Origin of the sequence: Curtobacterium sp. Leaf154 (assembly GCF_001424595.1) — a bacterium.
Classification (GTDB): domain Bacteria; phylum Actinomycetota; class Actinomycetes; order Actinomycetales; family Microbacteriaceae; genus Curtobacterium; species Curtobacterium poinsettiae.
In genome coordinates, this window is the sequence record NZ_LMOS01000008.1 from 243,368 (window position 1) to 264,384 (window position 21,017).

The 21,017-nt window shown below is 72.5% G+C and carries 19 protein-coding genes; 14 read left to right on the forward strand and 5 right to left on the reverse strand.

The genetic code is table 11. From position 1 onward, the window contains the following. Window positions 1-107 precede the first annotated feature (107 nt). Together ASF75_RS16200 and ASF75_RS16205 are read left to right on the forward strand one after the other, a co-directional pair. Window positions 108-1,247 carry a type III polyketide synthase gene (locus ASF75_RS16200; RefSeq protein ID WP_056073022.1) on the forward strand — a complete coding sequence of 380 codons (1,140 nt, stop codon included), beginning with the start codon at window positions 108-110 and terminating at the stop codon, window positions 1,245-1,247. Next, window positions 1,244-1,966, forward strand: coding sequence for a methyltransferase domain-containing protein (locus ASF75_RS16205; RefSeq protein ID WP_082509798.1), 723 nt, complete (start codon window positions 1,244-1,246; stop codon window positions 1,964-1,966). The genes ASF75_RS16200 and ASF75_RS16205 overlap by 4 nt, the downstream gene beginning before the upstream one ends. Before the next feature lie 109 nt (window positions 1,967-2,075). Here ASF75_RS16205 and ASF75_RS16210 read toward each other — a convergent pair whose 3' ends face one another. Continuing rightward, window positions 2,076-3,125 carry a zinc-dependent alcohol dehydrogenase family protein gene (locus tag ASF75_RS16210; RefSeq protein ID WP_017887000.1) on the reverse strand — a complete coding sequence of 350 codons (1,050 nt, stop codon included), beginning with the start codon at window positions 3,123-3,125 and terminating at the stop codon, window positions 2,076-2,078. Window positions 3,126-3,205: 80 nt separating this feature from the next. Between ASF75_RS16210 and ASF75_RS16215 the strand changes: the two genes are divergently transcribed. Both ASF75_RS16215 and ASF75_RS16220 read left to right on the forward strand, forming a co-directional pair. Next, window positions 3,206-4,159, forward strand: coding sequence for a DUF3097 domain-containing protein (locus ASF75_RS16215; RefSeq protein ID WP_017886999.1), 954 nt, complete (start codon window positions 3,206-3,208; stop codon window positions 4,157-4,159). A 70-nt stretch (window positions 4,160-4,229) separates the two neighbouring features. Continuing rightward, the gene (locus tag ASF75_RS16220) at window positions 4,230-4,883 is read left to right on the forward strand and encodes a hypothetical protein (protein WP_056073025.1); all 654 of its coding nucleotides are present in this window, start codon (window positions 4,230-4,232) and stop codon (window positions 4,881-4,883) included. 271 nt (window positions 4,884-5,154) lie between these two features. Here the strand turns inward: ASF75_RS16220 and ASF75_RS16225 are convergent, their stop codons facing one another. Both ASF75_RS16225 and ASF75_RS16230 read right to left on the reverse strand, forming a co-directional pair. After that, a complete protein-coding gene (locus tag ASF75_RS16225) occupies window positions 5,155-6,168 on the reverse strand; it encodes a LacI family DNA-binding transcriptional regulator (protein ID WP_056073029.1) in 1,014 nt (337 codons plus the stop codon). Further along, the gene (locus tag ASF75_RS16230; RefSeq protein ID WP_235517725.1) at window positions 6,165-6,587 is read right to left on the reverse strand and encodes a DUF3054 domain-containing protein; all 423 of its coding nucleotides are present in this window, start codon (window positions 6,585-6,587) and stop codon (window positions 6,165-6,167) included. Before ASF75_RS16230 ends, ASF75_RS16225 begins: the two co-directional genes overlap by 4 nt. Before the next feature lie 125 nt (window positions 6,588-6,712). On the opposite strand from ASF75_RS16230, the gene ASF75_RS16235 reads away from it, so the two are divergent. From ASF75_RS16235 to ASF75_RS16275, 9 genes are all read left to right on the forward strand, one after another. Then, entirely contained in the window at window positions 6,713-7,663 is a 951-nt protein-coding gene (locus ASF75_RS16235; protein ID WP_056073038.1) for a hypothetical protein, read from the forward strand. 470 nt (window positions 7,664-8,133) lie between these two features. Continuing rightward, window positions 8,134-9,288: an extracellular solute-binding protein gene (locus ASF75_RS16240; protein WP_056073040.1), complete on the forward strand. Its 1,155-nt coding sequence runs from the start codon at window positions 8,134-8,136 to the stop codon at window positions 9,286-9,288. Beyond that, window positions 9,285-10,319 carry an ABC transporter permease gene (locus tag ASF75_RS16245; RefSeq protein ID WP_082509799.1) on the forward strand — a complete coding sequence of 345 codons (1,035 nt, stop codon included), beginning with the start codon at window positions 9,285-9,287 and terminating at the stop codon, window positions 10,317-10,319. The genes ASF75_RS16240 and ASF75_RS16245 overlap by 4 nt, the downstream gene beginning before the upstream one ends. Continuing rightward, window positions 10,316-11,128 carry an ABC transporter permease gene (locus tag ASF75_RS16250; protein ID WP_017886992.1) on the forward strand — a complete coding sequence of 271 codons (813 nt, stop codon included), beginning with the start codon at window positions 10,316-10,318 and terminating at the stop codon, window positions 11,126-11,128. Before ASF75_RS16245 ends, ASF75_RS16250 begins: the two co-directional genes overlap by 4 nt. Next, on the forward strand, window positions 11,125-12,225 hold the full coding sequence (locus tag ASF75_RS16255; RefSeq protein ID WP_056073043.1) for an ABC transporter ATP-binding protein: 1,101 nt from the start codon (window positions 11,125-11,127) through the stop codon (window positions 12,223-12,225). Before ASF75_RS16250 ends, ASF75_RS16255 begins: the two co-directional genes overlap by 4 nt. Before the next feature lie 104 nt (window positions 12,226-12,329). Further along, window positions 12,330-13,883: an inositol monophosphatase family protein gene (locus ASF75_RS17460; protein ID WP_017886990.1), complete on the forward strand. Its 1,554-nt coding sequence runs from the start codon at window positions 12,330-12,332 to the stop codon at window positions 13,881-13,883. 934 nt (window positions 13,884-14,817) lie between these two features. Next, entirely contained in the window at window positions 14,818-15,606 is a 789-nt protein-coding gene (locus ASF75_RS16265) for a hypothetical protein (protein WP_056073046.1), read from the forward strand. A gap of 58 nt (window positions 15,607-15,664) precedes the next feature. Then, entirely contained in the window at window positions 15,665-16,690 is a 1,026-nt protein-coding gene (locus ASF75_RS16270) for an ATP-binding cassette domain-containing protein (protein ID WP_056073049.1), read from the forward strand. Further along, the gene (locus ASF75_RS16275; protein ID WP_056073052.1) at window positions 16,687-17,535 is read left to right on the forward strand and encodes an ABC transporter permease; all 849 of its coding nucleotides are present in this window, start codon (window positions 16,687-16,689) and stop codon (window positions 17,533-17,535) included. Before ASF75_RS16270 ends, ASF75_RS16275 begins: the two co-directional genes overlap by 4 nt. A 71-nt stretch (window positions 17,536-17,606) precedes the next feature. On the opposite strand, the gene ASF75_RS16280 is transcribed toward ASF75_RS16275, so the two are convergent. Both ASF75_RS16280 and ASF75_RS16285 read right to left on the reverse strand, forming a co-directional pair. Continuing rightward, the gene (locus ASF75_RS16280; protein ID WP_042541384.1) at window positions 17,607-18,269 is read right to left on the reverse strand and encodes a LuxR C-terminal-related transcriptional regulator; all 663 of its coding nucleotides are present in this window, start codon (window positions 18,267-18,269) and stop codon (window positions 17,607-17,609) included. Further along, complete coding sequence (locus ASF75_RS16285) at window positions 18,266-19,501, reverse strand: ATP-binding protein (RefSeq protein ID WP_056073054.1); 1,236 nt, start codon at window positions 19,499-19,501, stop codon at window positions 18,266-18,268. Before ASF75_RS16285 ends, ASF75_RS16280 begins: the two co-directional genes overlap by 4 nt. Window positions 19,502-19,615: 114 nt before the next feature. Here ASF75_RS16285 and ASF75_RS16290 point away from each other — a divergent pair, with 114 nt between their 5' ends. Continuing rightward, complete coding sequence (locus ASF75_RS16290; RefSeq protein ID WP_162243030.1) at window positions 19,616-21,007, forward strand: PspC domain-containing protein; 1,392 nt, start codon at window positions 19,616-19,618, stop codon at window positions 21,005-21,007. Window positions 21,008-21,017: the final 10 nt, after the last annotated feature.

A 21,017-nucleotide genomic window follows, 5' to 3' on the forward strand; every position in this document is an offset into this window, starting at 1 on the left:
GTCCCACCTCGCAAGGGCACGGTACCGGTCGGTGCCGTGCCCTCCGTGCGTCCCGGTTGCCGTGTGCATCCTGGGGACACGTCAGCGATCGGGTGACAGGATGAACCGTGTCCGCAACGATCCGCGCCATCGGAACCGCCGTCCCCGAGACGACCCTCGACCAGCCCCGGGTGCGTGACCTCTTCTCTGCCCAACCCGACCTCGGGCGGCTCGGCCAGCGCCTGGTCCCCGCCGCGTTCGACGGGTCGGCGGTCGACCAGCGGCACACCGTCCTCGAGGAACTCGACTCCGCACGTGCCGGTGGTGCCTTCCGTGACGACGACGGCACCCTTCGCTCGCCGTCCACCGGTTCACGCAACGACCGGTACCGCGAACTCGCCCCGCCGTTGTTCGTCGGCGCCGCCCGTGACGCCGTCGAACGTGCCGGCATCGCGCCCGAGTCCGTCACGCACCTGGTGACCGTGTCCTGCACCGGGTTCACGCAGCCCGGGCCCGACATCCACGTCGTCGAGCAGCTCGGACTCCCCGCCGGGGTCTTCCGGCACCACATCGGCTTCATGGGATGCTGCGCCGCGTTCCCCGCGCTCCGGATCGCCGCCGCGTTCGTCGACCAGGACCCGGGCGCCGTCGTGCTCGTGGTGTGCGGTGAACTCTGCACCCTGCACGTCCGCGCCTCGAACGACCCCGACCAGATCGTCGCGAACAGCGTCTTCGGCGATGGTGCCGCGGCCGCGGTCGTCGCCCGGGACGGAGCCGGCCTGCGCTTCGACGACTTCACGACGGCCGTGGTGCCCGAAGGGGCGTCCGAGATGGCGTGGAACATCGGGGACGAGGGGTTCGAGATGGTCCTGTCCACCGCCGTGCCGAAGCTCGTCGGCCTGCACGTCCCGAGCGCCGTGCAACCGCTGCTCGACGGCGGGCCGGCGTCGGACGTGCCGGTGTGGGCGGTGCACCCGGGCGGCCGCGCCATCCTCGACCGCACCCAGGAGTCCCTCGGCCTGCCCGACAGCGCGATGGAGTCGAGCCGGCGGGTGCTGCGGGAACACGGCAACATGTCGAGCGCCACCGTGCTCTTCGTGCTCCGTGACGCCGTCGACGCCGGCATGGCTGACGGCAGCGCGGTCGTCGCGCTGGCCTTCGGTCCTGGTCTGACGGTGGAGAGCGCCCGGCTCACCGCGGTGCGGACCGAGGCGTCGCTCGCCGGAGAGCCGCTGCGCGTGCCCGTCGCGACCACGGGCGCGGCGTGAGCCGTCCGGACGGCGGCACCACGGGCCTCCCGGCCGTCGACCTGCGCAACCGCGCGCTCGACCTGACCGAGCTGATGGACGACCCGGACTGCGATGCGCGCGCGCTCGCCCGCACCTTCCGGCGCTTCGCCGTCGTGAACGCGCTCGTCAGCGGCTGGCGCGCGGCCTGGCGCTCGCACGTCGTGCCCGCGCTGCCCGCACAGGGGCGTGGCCGCGTGCTCGACCTGGGGTGCGGCGGCGGCGACCTGGCCCGGTCGCTGGTGCGGTGGGCGGCGAGTGACGGCTTCGACCTCGAGGTCGTCGGTGTCGACCCCGACGAACGCGCCATCGCCGCCGCACGGCGGTCCTCACCGGCCGGCGTCACGTTCCGGCAGCAGTCGAGCGGCGACCTGGTCGCGGCGGGCGAGCGGTTCGACGTCGTCGTCTCGAACCACGTGCTGCACCACCTGGGCGACGAGGAACGGCGGGGGTTCCTGGCCGATTCCGAGCTGCTCGCGAGCGGACGCAGCCTGCACTCCGACATCCGACGGTCGTCGGCCGCCTACCGCGCGTACGCGCTGGCGTCACCGCTCGTCGCGGCGGGGACCTTCGTCCGGGTCGACGGCCTGCGGTCCATCCGACGGAGCTTCACGGTGCCCGAACTCCGCGACGTGCTGCCCGGTGGGTGGCGGGCCGAGGCGGCTGCGCCGCACCGGGTGCTGGCGATCCGCGACGCGTGACCGGGCGGCGTCCGGTGGTCGGGACGCGACCAGACGACGGACGGGAGGCCCGTGGCGACGCCGCCACGGGCCTCCCGTCCGTCCGCCGCTGCGTCCACGACGCACGCCGCTACGGGCGCAGCAGCACCTTGATGGCCCGGCGCTCGTCCATCGCGCGGTAGGCCTCGGCGGCCTCGTCGAGCGGCAGCTCCAGGTCGAAGACGCGACCGGGGTCGATCGCGCCGGAGAGCACGTCCGGCAGCAGCTCCGGGATGTACTTCCGGGCCGGGGCCATGCCGCCCGCGATCGCGATGTTCGTGTCGAACAGGTAGCGCGTGCCGATCGTCGGCACTCCGTGCGGGACCCCGACGAAGCCGACGTTGCCGCCGGGCCGGACCGAGTGCAGCGCCTGGTCCATGCTCTCCTCGGTGCCGACGGCCTCGACGCCGCAGTCCGCCAGGTCGCCGCCGAGCAGCGCGCGGACCGCCGCGACGCCCTCGTCGCCGCGCTCCGCCACGATGTCGGTGGCACCGAACTCGCGGGCGAGCGCCTGACGGTCGGCGTGCCGGCTCATCGCGATGATGCGCTCCGCACCGAGCCGCTTCGACGCGAGGACGGCGGACAGGCCGACCGCGCCGTCGCCGACCACGACGACGGTCTTGCCGGGGCCGACCGCTGCCGACACGGCGGCGTGGTGGCCGGTCGAGAAGACGTCGGACAGGGTGAGCAGCGACGGCACCAGCGCCGGGTCGACCGGGCCGGGCACCACGACGAGCGTGGCGTCGGCGTCCGGGATCCGCACGTACTCGGCCTGCGCGCCGCCGACCGGGTCGCCGTGGGCGTCCGTGCTGCCGAACCCGGACAGGTGGTCGCAGCCGGTGGTCATGCCGTTGCGGCAGGCCTGGCACGTGCCGTCGTTCATGGTGAAGGGGGAGATGACGAAGTCGCCCTCGTGCAGGCCCGTGACGTCGTCACCGACGGCGACGACCTCGCCGACGAGCTCGTGCCCGATCGGCCGGGGCTGCTTCGTCTCGGTGACGCCGCGGTAGGGCCAGAGGTCCGACCCGCAGACACAGGCCGCGAGGACCTTGACGACGACGTCCTTGCCGGACAGGAGTCCGGGACGGTCGCGCTCCTCGACGCGGATGTCGTTCGGGGCGTGGATGATCGCTGCGCGCACGGGCGGGCCTTCCGTCGAGATGATGGGGAACCGGCGCGGTCGACGTCGTCCGGGCCGTCGTCGACAGTACCCTCGTGCGGGTGGACGACGACCGGTACGGCGGCGATGTGCTCTCGGGGGACTGGCGCTCGCGCGGGGTGAAGAAGGTGCGGCAGGTGCCGCTCGAACGGGACATGGTGCTCGAGGACCCGGACTCCGGGTGGGCCGGTGCCGTGGTGGGGCTCGAGGCGGGCAACATCGCGCTCGAGGACTGGAAGGGCCGCACGCGCTCCTTCCCCTTCACCGGGCAGTTCCTGCTCGAGGGTGAGTTGGTGACGCTGGGGCGGCCGTCGGCGCCGGTCGGTCGTTCTGCCGGGGGTGCCGCTGGCCGGGCTGGTGCTGCTGGTTCCGTCGGTGCCGTGCACGCGGACTGGAGGCCCGGGGCCGCGCCCGCCGTGCGGCAGGCGTCCGACGGTGGTCGCCTCCGCACCGCGTCCGGATCGTTCGCCGTGGAGTCGCAGCGTGCTCGGGTGGCGCTCCCCAGCCGCATCATGGTCGAGGGCAAGCACGACGCCGAACTCGTCGAGAAGGTCTGGGGCGCCGACCTGCGCGTCGAGGGCGTCGTGGTCGAGGAACTCTCCGGCGTCGACAACCTGGCCGCGGTGCTCGACGAGTTCCAGCCGACGCGGGAGCGGCGGGTCGGGGTGCTCGTCGACCACCTGGTGCCCGGGTCGAAGGAGTCCCGCTTCGCCGACGCCGTGATGCGCGGCAAGTGGGGCGCGCACGTGCTCGTCGTCGGGCACCCGTTCGTCGACGTCTGGCAGTCGGTCAAGCCGGCGCGGGTCGGGCTGCGGGCGTGGCCGACGATCCCGCGCTCGATCGAGTGGAAGGCGGGCATCTGCCAGGCGCTCGGGTGGCCGCACGCCGAGCAGGCCGACATCGCTCGGGCATGGCAGCGGATCCTCGGGCAGGTGCGTACCTTCGCCGACCTCGAGCCGGAGCTCCTCGGCCGTGTCGAGGAGCTGATCGACTTCGTGACGGAACCACAGGCCTGAGGACCGGCGGATTGCCCGACCGGCGCGGTGCGCCGGGGGTGATCCGCGCCTCCAGGCCTACTGTTGGGGGATGGACGGCATCGACGGGCGCGTGCGGGGCGCGGTCGACCTGTGGCTGCGCTGGCTGCCGCGCTGGCAGATCGGGACCGCCCGCCCGCGCACGCGCATCTGCCGGAAGTGCACCGGATCCCCGATCGCCGCGGCCGCGGGGTTCGGACCCGACGTGCCGCACGCCGTCCAGCACGCGCTGATCGGGCGGATCTCGACCATCGTCGAGGACGCCGTCGACGACTACACGGCGAAGAACCTGCCGTTGCTGCAGCGTGAGCTCGAGCGCGCGGCGGCCCGGAAGCGGCACGCGGGGTACCAGCCGGCCGAGGGGTTGTCGCCGGAGTTCCAGGGCCTCGACGTGGACCCCGAGCCGTCGCCGGGGTCGCCGTTCCTGTTCACGCTCGGCGAGCTGGCCGGCACCGGCGCGGGGGCGCAGACGCCGCGCGAGCCGTTATCCGACGAGGCGAAGGCTGCGCTCCGGCACGAGATCGCGCTGTCCGACGAGTGCGCTCGGTCGACCGGTACGGCGGTGTGCCTGGCGCTCATCGACCACCGCCCGCGGATCGCCGAGGCCGTCGAACGCCTGGTCGAGCCGCAGATCGAGGCGCTGGTGTCCGACATGTTCCGCGGGTTCGACGGTCCGGAGGACGGGCCGCGCTCGGGCTTGTTCTAGGCGGGGGCGGGTGCGGGCGTCGCCGTGGGCGGAAGCCGCACGGTGCTGTCTGTGTCGGCCCGTGCGAGGTTGACCGCTCGGTGCGCGCTTGTAGCGCCGCACCGAGCCACCACGGTGGCACCGCTTGACGAACCTCGCACCGTGCGTGCTTCTCGAACCTCGCACCGCATCACGAATCGTGCGCGGGTTTGCGCGACCTCGCACCGTGCGCGGTGCCCGGAGCCTGCACGGGGTGAGTCGACGCGCACCGTGCGAGGTCAGCGGGCCGGCGTCAGCGGGGGAGCAGGGTGCGGCCGGGGATCACGGTGCCGCGCAGTGACCGGTGCTCGACCGGGCGCGTGGGGTCGTCGATGCGGCCGATGACCAGGTCGATGGCCTCGCGGCCGATGCGCTCGATCGGTTGCTCGAGTGTCGTGAAGCCGATCCAGTCGCTCGCCAGCGGGTAGACGCCGTCGAACCCGGTGACGGAGAGGTCGCGCGGGACCTCGACACCGCGGCGGGCGAGCGCCTCGCACACGTCGAGCATGAGCCGGTCGGTCGGACACATCACCGCGGTCACGCCCGACTCCTGCACGGCGTCCACCAGGTCGGCGGCGAGGTCGTCGGGTGGCCGCACGAAGCTCGCGTCGATGTCGATCACCCGGACGCCACGTGCTCGGAGCCGCGCGACCATCGCCGATGATCGCGCGTGCTGCGTGATGGCGTCGTCGAGCGGGACCGTGAACACCACGGCCGTGGTGTGGCCGGCATCGGCGACGGCGTCCGCGATGGAAGCCCCACCGTCGACCTCGTCGCAGTAGACGCTCGAGAGCGCCGGGTGCAGCTCGGGCCGACCGGCGACGACGGTGGCGATGCGGGGCGCGAACTCGGCGATGTCGGCGGACGGCATCAGCCCGCTGCACACGACCAGGCCGTCGACGCGCATCGACACGAGCGCGGCGAGGGCGGACTTCTCGTCCTCGACCCGGCCGACGCCCGTCGTGGTGACGACTCGGTAGCCGAGCTCCGATGCGCGGCGCTCCATCACGGCGTGCAGTGCGGTGTAGACCATCGACGAGGCGTCACGGACGAGCATCCCGATCGTGTTCGTGCGCCCGCTGACCAGCCCGCGGGCCATCGCGTTCGCGACGTACCCGAGCTCGGTCGCGGCGCGCTCGACTCGCTCACGCGTCTCGTCGGAGAACCGACCTGTTCCGGAGAGGACCCGGCTCACCGCCGACTTCGAGACACCCGCACGTGCGGCGACGTCGAGGATGGTCGGCTGGGAACCGCGGCTGCCGTTCACGCGTCGGTCGCTGCAGCATCCTGCCGCGACCGCGACGAGGTGAACCGGAGCACACCGCGGACGATCGCCCGCCAACCGAGCAGGAACACCCCGAGCACGATCGTGGCGACGATGACGAACGAGATCGGCAGCGGGTTGCCGTCGACGTCGCCCTGGCCGGTGACGACACGGATCGCCAGACCGACGAAGACCGTCAGCACCCAGACCACGACGCCGGTCGGCCACAAACGCAGTGGTCGTGCCCAGGCTCCGCTCGCCACGTACCCGATCGCCCAACCGGCCAGGAACGGGTAGGCGGTCGTCCACAGCGCCAGCGCCGTGTTCGCCTCACCATGGGACGAGCGCCCGATGAGCGCGAAGACAACGATGAGGACGACGTCGATGACGGCTGCGAGCCAACCCCAGGTGCGTGCGTTCACCCGCTCATTCTCGCAGGCCTCGGGCTGCTCGCTCATTCCTCCACAAGGTGCTCGGCGCGGCTGCTCCTCCACAGCACGCCCACGCGGTGCTGCTCCGAAGGCGGAGGATCCGGAGCATCACGAGTATGTCGATGAACCTCAAGCTCGCACCGGTCCCCGAAGTCCTCACGTACCGAACCTCAGCCCAGCGCCCCGATGAGTCCGATGTCATCAGGCGTCGGGCCGCTGCGGGGGAGCTCACACGGGTAGCACGCGGACTCTACGCGGAGTCTGCGGGATGGGCCGCACTCCGCCCCACCGAACAGCACCACCTCCGGCTGCGCTCGTTCGCCGACCGGATCCGGCCAGGAGACCTGATCTCACACGTCTCCGCCGCCGTCGTGTTCGGTGTGCCCCTGCTCACCCCGCCACCGACCCGGATCCACGTGACCTCACGCGGTGCCGACCGGCGCACCACGAACGCGACCTTCGTGGTGCACGCCGACCTCGACGCCGAACGGAACGAGCGTCCGGTCGCCACGCCCGACGGGCTGCTGTTGTGCGGACTCGATCGGCTGGCGACCGACCTCGCACTCACACTGCCGTTCACCGACGCAGTCGTGTCCCTCGATGCGCTCCTGCGTCGCGAGGTCGAGCGCGAGGACGTCCTATCGGCGATCGAGCGGCGCGGGCAGAAGGGACGACGTCGGGCACTCCGGGCGATCGGGTTCGCCGATGCCGCATCGGACTCACCGGGGGAGTCGTACGCACGAGCGCGGTTCGACCAGTTCGGGACACCACCGCCGGTCCTCCAGCACCGCTTCCGGGCACTCGGCGAGCCGGACATCGTGGTGGACTTCTGGTTCCCGGATGCCGGGGTCGTGGTCGAGTTCGACGGAGCCGTGAAGTACCGGAGCAGTGCGTACCTGCGGGGACGGACACCGGAGGAAGCGCTGTTCGACGAGAAGATCCGGGAAGACCGGCTCCGCGCGTTCCCCGAGGTGCGAACCGTGGTGCGGCTCACCTGGTCGGACCTGCGCAACGAGTGGGTCCTCCGCGCGAAGCTCCGCAAGGCCGGAGTCCGCATGTCGCGCTGAGGGCCATCAGTCACGCACCGTGCGAGATTGTTCGGCATCTTGCCGGTGCGCACGGTGCGCGGTTCGTCGCCCACCGCGGACCTGGCCGCTCGGTGCGGGGTCGTCGGCAGCGAACGGGGCCGCGCACCGTGCATCGTTCGCCGGTCGGGGGCGAGCAGCCCGCTCCGTGCCGGGTTGTAGCCGGGCACGAAGCCGTCAACCCCGCACGGGGCGTCGGAACTCGCACCGTGCGCCGTCACCGCGCCCACGCCCGCCGCCCGCGCCCGCCGCCCGCGCCCCGCACCCGGAGTTCACCCGGCGGCGACGCCGGAGGCACCCGGAGTTCACCCGGCAGCGCCACACTCGACCCCGGCGCGGGAACGTTCCCACACGGCCCGCCCGACCAGCACCCCGCACCACCGCACGCACCCCGCACCACCCCCACCCCGCACGACCCCCACCGCATCACCCACGGAACAGGGAGTACCCACGTGAAGACCCGAGCCCTCGCCGGCCTCGCCATCGCGGCAGCCGCGACCGTCGCACTCTCCGGCTGCGTCCAGAGCGCCAACGCCTCGAACGCTGCCGACGGCAACGGCACCACCAGCCTCACCGTGTTCATCAGCGGCGACACCAACGTCCAGGACCTCTGGGACAAGTCGCTCATCCCCGCCTTCGAGAAGGCGAACCCGAAGATCAAGGTCAGCACGAGCATCGACCTGCACGGCGAGCACGACGCCCAGACGCAGGCGAACCTCGCCACCGCGGTCAAGGCCGGCAAGTCCGTCGCGTACGACCTCGTCGACGCCGGCTTCGTCACCACCGCCGGCAAGGCCGGGCTGCTCAGCACGGTCAGCGACAGCACCATCCCGAACCTCAAGGACGTCCCCGACGCCACGAAGCAGCAGGGCGGCGACAGCGCCATCCCGTACCGCGCCTCGAGCGTGCTGCTGGCGTACGACGCGAAGAAGGTCACGGACCCGCCGAAGACCCTCGACGACCTGCTCGCCTGGATCAAGGCCAACCCGGGCGAGTTCGCCTACAACTCCCCGTCGTCCGGCGGTTCGGGTGGCTCGTTCGTGGCCACGGTGCTCGCGAAGTACCTGACGCCCGCCGAGCAGGAGACGATGCAGACGAAGTACGACAAGTCGCTCGAGTCGAAGTGGGACAAGGGCTTCGCGGCCCTGAAGGACCTCGGCCCGTCGACGTACCAGAAGGGCGTCTACCCGAACGGCAACGATCAGGTCGTGCAGCTGCTCGGCAGCGGTCAGATCGCGATGGCCCCGGTCTGGAGCGACCAGTTCATCACCTCGCAGAAGACCGGCATCATCCCGAAGACCACCAAGGCCGTGCAGATCGACGACCCGTCGTTCACCGGCAGCGCGAGCTTCCTCGGCATCCCGAAGACCGAGCCCAAGGAGAAGAAGGCGGCAGCCGAGAAGCTCGCCGACTTCGTGCTCAGCGCGAAGGGGCAGCAGCTCGTCGCGAGCGCCGTCTCCGGCTACCCGGTGATCCCGCTCGACAGCCTGCCGAAGTCGGTCGCCGAGCAGTTCACCGACGCGAACCCCTCGCAGCTCCGCCTCGGGTTCCAGAGCGACTTCGCCGCTGACATGAACGCGGCGTGGGACGCGAAGGTCCCGCAGTGACCCAGACCGTCCAGGACGGCCCAGCAACCGGCCGGGAGGCCCGTGGCGACTCCGCCACTGGCCTCCCGCCCGTCCTGCCCCACGCCCAGGGCCCGGCGCACCCCGCCGGCGGGCGCACGACGCAGGAACGGCTGGCCCGCCGCCGGCGGTGGCAGGGCCTCGCCCTCGTCGCCGCCCCGGTGCTCGTCGTCATCCTGTTCGTCGGCGTCCCGGTGGTGAACGCCGCCCTGTTCAGCCTCGGGTTCACCGGCGGCCTGAACCAGGCGCTCGCCGACATCGGCGGCGACACCGTGCGCGGCTTCTCGTTCGCGGTCTACACCACCCTGCTCGGCAACCCCACGTTCCTGCGTGACCTGGTCGCGACGCTCGGGGTCACGGCGCTGTCGACCGGCCTGACCGTGGGGCTGGCGGTCGTCGTCGCGGTGATCCTGCGGCTCCGCGGAGGCTTCCTCGGCAAGACCCTCAGCGTCCTGGCCGTGGTGCCGATCTTCGTGCCGGTGGTCATCGCGAGCTGGTCGATCCTGACCTTCACCGACGCGCAGGGCTTCCTCCGCAGCCTCGGGGCGCAGTTCGGCCTCGACGTCCCGGTGTGGGGCTACACCCTCGTCGCCGTGGTGTTCGGCAGCGTCTGGACCAGCCTGCCGTTCGCGGTGCTGATGATCGCCGGGGCGCTCCAGGGCACCCCGGATGCCCTGGTCGAGGCCGCGAAGGACGCCGGGGCGAGCACCTGGCGCGTCGTCTGGCAGGTGCTCCTGCCGATGGCCGCGACCCCGCTCGTCATCGCGACGACGTTCACCGTCATCGGGGTCCTCGGGTCGTTCACCGTGCCGTACTTCACCGGCCCGAACGCCCCGACGATGCTCGGCGTCGACATCTCGAAGTACTTCCAGGCCTACAACCGTCCGCAGCAGTCGACGGCGATGGCGTTCATCGTGTTCGCGTTCGCCGCGGCCGCGAGCGTCTTCTACCTCCGCTCGACGGTCCGCTCGAACGCGGGCGAGCTCGACAAGAAGCGTCAGGAGCAGCAGTGATCAAGCGTCTGACCGGCAACGCCCTCGTCTGGGCGACCGCGATCGTGCTGGCGGTGTTCATCCTCGGTCCGCTCGTCTGGCTGGCCGCCCGTGCCTTCGCCACGACGTGGACCTACCCGAACCTGCTGCCCGACGGCTGGACCCTGCAGTGGTGGGGCACCGTGTTCGAGGACCGCAGCCTGGCCGTCGCGGTGCAGAACTCGCTCGTCCTCGCGCCGCTCACGGTCCTCATCGCCGCGGTCGTGTGTCTGCCCGCTGCCTGGGCGATCAGCCGCATCGAGTTCCCCGGGCGGCGGCTCGTGCTCGTCGGACTGTTCGCCACGAACGCGTTCCCGAAGATGGGCCTCTTCGTCACGATGTCGGCGATGTTCACCGCGCTGAACCTCATGAACACGGTGACCGGGATCCTGATCGTGCACGTCCTGGGCTGCGTCGTCTTCATGACGTGGCTGCCCGCCGCGGCGTTCTCGGCCGTGCCACGGTCCCTCGAGGAAGCCGCCCGCGACGCCGGGGCCAGCCGCTGGCGCACCTTCTGGAAGGTGACGTTCCCGATCGCCTGGCCGGGGATCCTCGTCGCGATGGTGATGTCGTTCCTGGCGTCCTTCGACGAGGCACAGGGCACGTACCTGGTCGGCGCCCCGACGTACATGACGATGCCGACGGCGATGTACTCGCTCGTCCTCAACTCCCCGCGTCAGGTCTCGGCGGTGTTCGCGATCGCGCTGAGCATCCCGTCCGTGGTCCTGCTGCTGCTCGCCCGGAAGCACATCATGGGCGGCCGTCTGGCGGACGGCTTCCAGATCCGATGACCACCACCAGCACGAAAGGCGACCAGATGACGGACAAGGCGCTCGTCGCGGAACGCACACCGGGCCTCCAGGCCGACGGCAGCACGACGGACCGGACCGGCGGACTCACCATCCGGGGACTGCGCAAGACGCTCGGCGGACGCGACGTCGTCGCGGGCATCGACCTCGACGTCGCGAAGGGCGAGCTCGTCTCGCTCCTCGGGCCGTCGGGCTGCGGCAAGACCACGACGCTCCGCATGGTGGCGGGGTTCCTGCCCGCCGACGGCGGCGTCGTGACGATGGGGGACCGCGACGTCACGTCGATCGGTCCGGAGCGCCGACCGAGCGCGATGGTGTTCCAGAACTACGCGCTGTGGCCGCACATGACGGTGACGCAGAACGTCGCGTTCCCGCTGCGGACCCGACGGGTGCCGAAGCAGCGGGTCGCCGAGCGGGTGCGCGACGCGCTCGAGCTCGTCGGGCTGAGCCACCACGCCGGCTCGAAGCCGACCGCGATCTCGGGCGGTGAGCAGCAGCGCGTCGCCCTGGCCCGTGCGATCGTGCAGGAGCCGGACGTGCTGCTCCTCGACGAGCCGCTGTCGAACCTCGACGCGAAGCTCCGCGTCAGTGTCCGCGACGAGATCCGGCGCATCCAGCAGCGCCTCGGCATCACGACCGTGATCGTGACGCACGACCAGGACGAAGCGCTCAGCATCTCCGACCGGATCGCCGTCATGCACGACGGCCGGATCGAGCAGATCGCCACACCGACCGAGCTCTACGCCCGCCCCGCCACCGGGTTCGTCGCGTCGTTCATCGGCTCGACGAGCGTCGTCACCGGCCGGTTCCTCGCCGGCACGTCCGTCAGCCCGACCGCGGCCGACACGGTGCTGGTCCGCCCGGAGCAGGTCGTGCTCACGGACGACTCGCCGATCCGTGCGACCGTCGCACGGGTGCTCATGCGCGGCCACTTCGCCGAGGTCGTGCTCAGCACCGACGGCGCGGAGCTCCGCGCCTACGTCACCGGGCCACCGCCGGCGGTCGGCACCGAGACCGGGGTGCGCCTGGGCGAAGTGCTCGTGCACCGCGACGGCGTGCTGCTCGAGGTCGCACGATGAGCGCGGGGGTCCCGACGCCGGTTGCGGCCGTGTCGTCTGCGTCGGCTGCGTCAGCCTCGGTTGCGTCTGCGTCTGCGTCTGCGTCTGTCGCTGCGGTCGACCGTGTGGTCTCGACCAGCCTGGACGCCAGGCCCGGCGTGCGTCCGCCACGCCTCGTCGCTCACCGTGGTGCGCCGCGCGTCCGGCGCGAGAACACGCTGCCCGCCCTCGCGGTCGCCGAGGCGCTCGGCGCCGAGGTGATCGAGGTCGACGTCCGTCGCACCGCCGACGGCGTCGCCGTCCTGCTGCACGACGAGACCCTCGGCCGGATGTGGGGCGACGCCCGCCGCGTGGCCGACGTCGACTGGTGCGACGTCGCGCGGCTCGGCAACGGCCTCGACCGGATCCCGCGGCTCGACGGTGCGCTCGAACGCCTCGACGGCTGCCGGTCGACCCTGCTCGTCGACCTGACCGACGCCGAGGACGCCCTGGTCGCCGCCCGCACCGTCGCGGGCTTCACCGGTTCCACCGCGGTGGCCTGGTGCGGGGCGCCCGCGGCGATGGCAGCCGTCCGCTCCGTGCTGCCCGACGCCGACGTCTGGCTGGCGTGGGAGTCGCTCGACCCGCCCGTCCCCGCGGACCTCGACGCGCTCCACCCGTCGACGCTCAACCTCGACGTCGCCTTCCTCACCCCGCACACCGTCGAGGTCGCGCACGCCCTGGGCCTGCGCGTCGCCGTCTGGACCATCGACGACGTCGAACCCGCGATCTGGGCCGCCCGGCTCGGCGTCGACTCGATCACCACGAACGACGTCGGGGCCATCGGCGCCGCGTTGTCGGCGGCGGAACGCGACGGCTGGCCCGAGCGTGACCGCGAGGCCACCGAGACCGAGGTCGCCTCGCGCGCCCAGGCCCTGGCCCACCGCATCGCCCACGAGGTCATCGCCTACACGCGGGAACACCCCGTCAGCGAGGTCCACACGAAGGCCAACCCCGCCGACCTGGTCACCGACGTCGACCGCCTGGTGGAGCAGCACGTCCGCTCCCGTGTCCGGATGGTGTTCCCGACGCACGGGTTCACCGGCGAGGAGTACGGCGAGGCCCCCGGCGACCGGCACCGCTGGTTCCTCGACCCCGTCGACGGCACCACGAACCTGGCGAACGGTGTGCCCTGGACCTCGATGTCACTCTGCCTGACCCGTGGCGGACGCCCCCTCGTCGGCGTCGTCGCGGACCCCTGGCGCGGTGAGGTGCTCGAGGCGCGACGCGGGCGCGGTGCCACCCTGCGCGACCGGCAGCTCCGGCTCGACGACGCACCCCGGCCGCTCGCCGGCGCCGTCGTCGGCACCGAGCTCGACGGGCACCGACCGTGGGCGGGCTTCGGGGCGTTCCTCGACGCGCTGGCCGACCGGTCGTGCACGCTCCGGGTGCAGGGATCGGGGACGCTGACCATCGCGCAGGTCGCGGCCGGGCGGGGGATCGGCGGCTGCGTGTCGGCGTTCAACCCCATCGACCACGGCGCCGCGGTACTGCTCGTGCACGAGGCCGGGGGCGTCGTGCTGACGCGATCCGGTCCCGTCGAGGGCTTCCCGCCCGTGGGGGAGCCGTTCCTGGTGGCGCACCCCGGGGCCGCCGACGAACTGCACGCGGTGTGGACGGCGGCGCTCGCCGCGGGGTGAGCCGCGCGGCGCACGGTGCGGGGTCCGCGATGCGGTGCGGGGTTGGCTGCCGGGTGCCGTGCTGCAAGCGCGCACCGGGCGGCTAACCGAGCACGGCGTGCGCAGGTGCGCACGGTGCGGACTGGAGGCGCGGTGCCGGTCCGGTACGCGCCTCCCGGCCGGTGGGTGATGCGCACGGTGCGGGGTCTGCGATCTGGTGCGGGGTTGGCTGCCGGGTGCGGTGCTGCATCCGCGCACGGGGCTGGGAAGCGCGCACGGGGTGCGCAGGTGCGCACGGTGCGGACTGGAGGCGCGGTGCCAGCCCGGTACGCGCCTCCCGGCCGGTGGGTGGTGCGCACGGTGCGGGGTCTGCGATCTGGTGCGGGGTTGGCTGCCGGGTGCGGTGTTGCAAGCGCGCACGGGGCTGGGAACNCCCGGCCGGTGGGTGGTGCGCACGGTGCGGGGTCTGCGATCTGGTGCGGGGTTGGCTGCCGGGTGCGGTGTTGCAAGCGCGCACGGGGCTGGGAACCGCGCACGGGGTGCGCTGGTGCGCACGGTGCGGACTGGAGGCACGGTGCCAGCCCGGTACGCGCCTCCCGGCCGGTGGGTGGTGCGCACGGTGCGGGGTCTGCGATCTGGTGCGGGGTTGGCTGCCGGGTGCGGTGTTGCANCCGGTACGCGCCTCCCGGCCGGTGGGTGGTGCGCACGGTGCGGGGTCTGCGATCTGGTGCGGGGTTGGCTGCCGGGTGCGGTGTTGCAAGCGCGCACGGGGCTGGGAACCGTGCACGGGGTGCGCAGGTTCGCACGGTGCGGGCTGGAGGCGCGGTGCCGGCCCGGTACGCGCCTCCCGGCCGACTCTGAGCGGGCGCTCAGTCATCGGACGCCGCGGGTTCGTAGGGTTGCAGTCCACGACCGGTCCGTCCGGACCGACCGTGCACCCGAAGGAGCATCGACCATGGGATTCCTCGACCGCCTGCTCGGACGTCCGGAGCGAGACCGATCCGCTGACGCACAGCAGAACCAGTGGGGGCAGCCGCAGCAGCAGGGCTACCGGTACGGCCAGCAGTCCTACCAGCAGCCGGCACCGTCCGCACCGCAGGGCAGCCAGTACGGCGTCCCGCAGTGGGGCGGTGCACCGACGCAGCAGCAGGGTGCGACCACCGACGACGAGCGTGCGGTCGAGCGCTACCGCTACCTGCTCCGCACCGCGCCGCCGGAGCGCATCGAAGAGGTCCACGCCGAGGCCTTCGCCAAGCTGACCGACGAGCAGCGCCGGATGGTCTACGACGAGTTCACCCGAACGGCCCCTCCTGGTGAGGCGCCCCGTGGGGACGACCCACGCTCGCTGGCCCAGTCGGCGACCCGGTCCGAGATCCGCCAGCCGGGCTTCATGGAGCGCTCGCTCGGCGGTGTCGGCGGGGGCGGAGGCCGCTTCGGTGGGCAGCGCGGTGGACCCTCGTTCGGCAGCATGATCGGTGCCTCGATCCTCGGGACGGTGGCCGGCTACGTCATCGGATCCGCGATCATGAGCGCCTTCCTGCCCGACCCCGGTTCGTTCGATGGCGGTACCGACGCTGCGGGTGACGGCGGTTCGGAGGACACTGGTTCTGAATCCGGTGATGCCGGGGCGTCCGACGGTGGCGCATCCGACGGCGGCGGCTTCGACAATGCGGGCTGGGGCGACAGCGGATCCGACTTCGGCGGTGGCTTCAGCGACTTCGGTGGTGGCGACTTCGACGTCTGAGTGACGTCCGTCGCTCCACCGGACCCCGGGTACCCACCGTGTCCGACGAAGGAGCGACATGGCCATCATCGAAGCCTCCGGGCTGACCAAGACGTACAAGTCGAAGTCCGGGCCGGTGCACGCACTGGCCGGACTCGACCTGTCGGTGCCGCAGGGCACCGTGAAGGCACTGCTCGGGCCGAACGGTGCGGGCAAGACGACCACCGTGAAGGTGCTGACCACCCTCATCACGCCCGACTCCGGCACCGCGACGATCGACGGCATCGACGTGATCGCCGATCCGCAGGCCACCCGGCGCTCGATCGGGGTGTCCGGACAGTACGCGGCGGTCGACGAGAACCTGACCGGGTTCGAGAACCTCGAGATGATCGGGCGGCTGTACCACCTGGGTCGTCGGACCTCGCGCGACCGGGCTCGTGAGCTCATCGACGTCTTCGACCTGTCCGAGGCGGGGGACCGCCCGGTCAAGGGCTTCTCGGGCGGCATGCGACGACGGATCGACCTGGCCGGGGCCCTCGTGATGAACCCGCGGGTGCTGTTCCTCGACGAGCCGACGACGGGCCTCGACCCCCGCAGCCGGCTGGCGCTCTGGGGCATCATCGAGGACCTCGTGGCCGAGGGCGCGACGGTGCTCCTCACCACCCAGTACCTGGAAGAGGCCGACCGGCTCGCCGACGACATCGCGGTCATCGACGACGGCACGGTCATCGCCGAGGGGACCTCCGACCACCTGAAGGCGCAGGTCGGTGGGCACCGGGTCGTCGTGACCCTGGTGGACGAGGCCGACGGCGACGCGGCGACCACCGTCCTCCGCCGCTACGGGGTCGGCGAGGTCGAGACCTCGGGCGACGGCCGCACCCGTGCCATCGCGGTCGAGGCCGGACCGGCCGCCCTGCAGCGCGTGCTCGCCGACCTCGGTGCGGCCGGCATCGACCTGCACGACGCCGGCATGCGGCGCCCGACCCTCGACGACGTCTTCCTCCGCCTGACCGGCCACGCCGCGACGGACGACGACGCCGATGACCCCGCGGCGACCACGCAGAAGACCAAGCAGAAGACCAAGCAGAAGGAGACGGCAGGATGACCGCCACCTCCCTGGCTCCGGGCCGTCAGCTGCCCGTCGTCGTCACCTCGCCGCTCGCCGTCTGGGTCGAGGACGGCTGGACCGTCACCAAGCGCAACCTCATCAAGCTCAAGCGGTCGCCGGACATGCTCGTCTTCGCCGTGCTGCAGCCGATCATGTTCGTCCTGCTGTTCAGCCAGGTCTACGGCGGCGCCATCCAGGTGCAGGGGACCGACTACACGCAGTTCCTGATGGCGGGGATCTTCGCGCAGACCGTGGTGTTCGGCGCGACGTTCTCCGGGTCCGCGATGGCGCAGGACCTGAAGGAAGGACTGATCGACCGGTTCCGCACGCTGCCGATGTCGGCGTCCGCCGTGCTGGTCGGGCGCACCAACTCCGACCTCGTGCTCAACTCGATCTCGATGGCGATCATGATGCTCACCGGTCTGGCGGTCGGGTGGCGCGTCAACTCGTCCCCGCTCGAGTTCCTGGCCGGCATCGCCCTGCTGCTGCTCTTCAGCTACGCGTTCAGCTGGGTGATGGCGTTGCTCGGCATGAGCGTCAAGACACCCGAGGTCATCAACAACGCCTCGTTCATGATCCTGTTCCCGCTGACGTTCATCTCGAACGCGTTCGTGCCGAGCGACACCCTGCCGCTGGTGCTGCGCGTGTTCGCGGAGTGGAACCCGGTGTCGTCGCTCGTGCAGGCCGCGCGCGAACTGTTCGGCAACGTCGGCTCCGCGCCGGTGCCGGACATCTGGACGATGCAGCACCCCGTGCTGACCGTCCTGATCGGCATCGCGGTGATGCTCGTGGTGTTCGTGCCGTGGTCGGTGCACAAGTACACCAGGATCAGCGCGAAGTGACGCCATGGGCGGTCAACAAGGCTGTGCCATTCACCCCCAGGATCAGCGCGAAGTGACGCCGGTGTGGGCGCTCAGAGCAGCTTGCGCTGCAGCGCCCACGCGGTCAGCTCGTGCCGGTTCGACAGCTGCAGCTTCCGCAGGACCTTCGACACGTGGGTCTCGACGGTCTTCACCGAGATGAACAGCTCCGTCGCGACCTCCTTGTAGGCGTACCCGCGGGCGATGAGCCGCATGACCTCCTGCTCGCGGGCGGACAGGCGGTCCAGCTCGGTGTCGTGCTGCGCCGTCTCGCCGCTGACCGCCCCGAAGGCGTCGAGCACGAAGCCGGCCAGGCGCGGCGAGAACACCGCGTCGCCGTCCGCCACACGGGTCACGGCCTCGGCGACCTCGGCACTCGACGAGCTCTTCGTGATGTACCCGCGGGCGCCGGCCCGGATGACCCGGACGACGTCATCGGCGGCGTCCGACACGCTCAGCGCGAGGAACCGGGTGTCCGGGTTCCCCGGTGCGGACCGCGTGATCACCTCGGCACCACCACCCCCGCCGCCACCCGGCAGGTGCACGTCGAGCAGGACGACGCGCGGGCGCGTGGCTGCGACGAGCGTCACGGCCTCGTCGACGGTCGCCGCCTCACCAACGACCTGGAGGCCCGGTGGCAGCCCGGCGCGCACGCCGGCTCGGAAGATGGAGTGGTCGTCGACGATCGCGACCGTCAACGGGGCGGGTTCGGTCATGCGTGCTCCTCGTCGTGACTCGCGGGTGCGAGCGGCAGGGTCAGTCGGACCTCGGTGCCCGTGTGCCCCGGCCCGGGCGCGATCGTCGCGAGGCCGCCGAGGCGCTGCATGCGGCCGATGATCGACTCGCGGACGCCGTACCGGCCCGCCGGCACCTGCTCGACGTCGAAGCCCGGTCCGCGGTCGCGGATGCTGATCTCGACCCGGTCGCGGGCGGTCTCGGCGTACACGCTGACGGTCCCGCCGGCGTGCCGGGCAGCGTTGAGCACCGCTTCGCGAGCGGCGGCGACGAGCCCGTCGGGCAGGTCGGTGCGGGCAGGGCCCACCGCGATGACGTCGATGCGGGCGGGGTACTCGGACTCGATCTCGACGGCGGCGTCGCGCAGCTGCGTGCCGAGGTCGCGCGCCGGTTCCGCCTGCTCCGCGAAGAGCCAGGACCGCAGCTCGCGTTCCTGCGCCCGCGCCAGCCGGGCCGCGTCGGAGCCGGGCTCGGCCTTCTGCTGGATGAGGGCGAGCGTCTGCAACACCGAGTCGTGCAGGTGCGCGGCGAACTCGGCCCGCTCGAGGTCACGGACGCGGGCGGCGCGTTCCTCGGCGAGGTCGCGGACGAGCCGGACCACCCACGGGGCGACCACGACGGCGACCCCGACCAGGACGGCGACCGCGGCGGTGAGGACCGTCCAGACGTTCGGGCTGCTGCTCGTCGTGAAGAACAGCAGGATGCCGAGCACGACGAGCACCAGGGCCCCGAGCGCCCGCACGACCAGGGCGGAGGACCGGGCCGTGCGGACGTTGCGGAGCGCGTCGAACTGTCGCCAGGCGAGTGCGGCGCCGGTGACGACGACGACGCCGGGGACGACGAACTCGAGGGGGACCGCCATGCCCATCCGCGCTGCCACCACCGCGCCGGCGGCGGCGAGCAGGGCCACGCCGAGCAGGATCTCGACGACCGGGGCGCGGAGGGCGGACACGGGGTCGTCGTCTCCGGCCACGCCGACGGTAGGCGTCAGGAAGGACTTGAGTGGTGCGCGGCCCGAGGCGGAACCGGCGGGCGCACTCGGGACGGTCGCCCAGAGCCAGGCGTAGAGCAGCAGGCCGGCGCCACCGCAGACCACCAGGACCGCGGTGACGAGTCGGACGGCCCCGACCGGCAGCCCGGTGTGCGCCGCGAACCCGCTGCAGACGCCGCCGACGACCCTCGGGGTCGGGCGCGTCATCGTCGCGGTGGCCATGGGCCAATCCTGGCACCCGGACGGCGCCCGCAGCAGGGTCCGGGGCCGGGATCAGGGACCGGTCAGGGGGAACCCCGATGGTGCCGACGCACGCCTGCCGGGATGCTGGTGGTCATGACCGATCACCAGCACGACTCCGCTCCCGGCACCGCTGCCGGCAGCGCCGACTCGACGACCCGGTTCTTCGACTGGGTCCGCGGCCTCGGCATCACGCGCACCGACGACCGCTGGCTCGCCGGCGTGTGCGGCGCCGTCGCCCGCCGCACCGGGCTCGACCCGCTCGTGGTCCGCGGCGTGGCGATCGTCGTCGCGCTGCTGGGCGGGCCGGTCTTCCTGGCGTACGCCGTCGGCTGGGCGCTGCTGCCCGACTCCGCCGGACGCATCCACGTCGACCGGATGATCCGCGGGGTGCTCGACCCCGCACTCATCGCGATCGGCGCCTTCGTGGCACTGACCTTCGTGCCCGCCGCCCGGGGGCTGTGGTGGCAGGGTGTGCCCGATGCCTGGGGGATGCCCAGCTGGCTCGAGGCGACCCTGGCCACCGCGTGGAGCATCGTGCTGGTCGGCGGGATCGTCTGGCTCATCGTGGTCCTGGCCCGACGCGGAGTGGACGGCGACCGGACCGCGCACACCGAAGCCGACCCGTCGGCCGCGCCGCGGGGCGACTTCTGGACCAGCCCCGAGGAGCCGCGCCCGGCCCGGACCGCGTGGACCACCGAGGCGACCGGCGCGCCGGAGCCGGGTCGGGCCTCCTGGCAGTGGGACGTGCCGGTGAGCCCCGAGGACCGGCGACTGCAGCACGAGGAGCGGTTGCGCGCGGAACGCGAGCGGGCCGGCGAACGGCGGGCCGAGCGGGAGCAGCGGCGCCCCGGAGCGGCGTACGTCGCCGTGTCCCTCGGACTCGCACTCCTCGCCGGAGCCGGGGTCGCGTTCTGGGCGCAGCAGGCCGGGTGGTCCGTCCCGGTCCTCGGGATCGCCGCCGCGCTCGCGGTGCTGGCGATCGCCACGATCGTCGCCGGGGTCCGCGGCCGCGACGACGACGTGCTCGGACTGTTCTCGACGGTCGCCGCGGTGGCCCTCGTGGTCACCGGGGTCCTGCCCGCCGGCACACAGGTCTCGCTGATCGGCGGCACTACGTGGCAGGTGGAACGGGCCGCGTCGGGGACCGACCGGAACTTCGCGATGCTGGCCGGTGGGCCCACCCTGGACCTCCGCGGCCTCGAACCGTCGGCCAGCGGGGGCGATGTGACCCTCTGGCTGGGCGCCGGCGGAGCCGACGTGCTGCTGCCGACCGACCTGCCGGTCCGGGTCGAGGTCAGCGGCGTCGGGTACGGCGTGGACACCGGCGGAGGCGACGACGGAGCGGACACCGGCGGGGTGCTCCGGACCACGACGCTCGAGAACCGCGCGGCGCGCACGGCCGATGCGGACGAGACCACGACCGTGCACCTGTGGATCCTCGGCGGCGGCGTCGACGTGCCGCGGGCGATCACGGTCGGCGAGTGAGGAACGGGAC

Coding starts and splice junctions, on each gene's coding strand:
- ASF75_RS16220 (WP_056073025.1), top strand. CDS start 4,230: ATGGACGGCATCGACGGGCGCGTGCGGGGCGCGGTCGACCTGTGGCTG.
- ASF75_RS16235 (WP_056073038.1), top strand. CDS start 6,713: ATGTCGATGAACCTCAAGCTCGCACCGGTCCCCGAAGTCCTCACGTAC.
- ASF75_RS16255 (WP_056073043.1), top strand. CDS start 11,125: ATGACCACCACCAGCACGAAAGGCGACCAGATGACGGACAAGGCGCTC.
- ASF75_RS16265 (WP_056073046.1), top strand. CDS start 14,818: ATGGGATTCCTCGACCGCCTGCTCGGACGTCCGGAGCGAGACCGATCC.
- ASF75_RS16270 (WP_056073049.1), top strand. CDS start 15,665: ATGGCCATCATCGAAGCCTCCGGGCTGACCAAGACGTACAAGTCGAAG.
- ASF75_RS16275 (WP_056073052.1), top strand. CDS start 16,687: ATGACCGCCACCTCCCTGGCTCCGGGCCGTCAGCTGCCCGTCGTCGTC.
- ASF75_RS16280 (WP_042541384.1), bottom strand. CDS start 18,269: ATGACCGAACCCGCCCCGTTGACGGTCGCGATCGTCGACGACCACTCC.
- ASF75_RS16285 (WP_056073054.1), bottom strand. CDS start 19,501: ATGGCCACCGCGACGATGACGCGCCCGACCCCGAGGGTCGTCGGCGGC.
- ASF75_RS16290 (WP_162243030.1), top strand. CDS start 19,616: ATGACCGATCACCAGCACGACTCCGCTCCCGGCACCGCTGCCGGCAGC.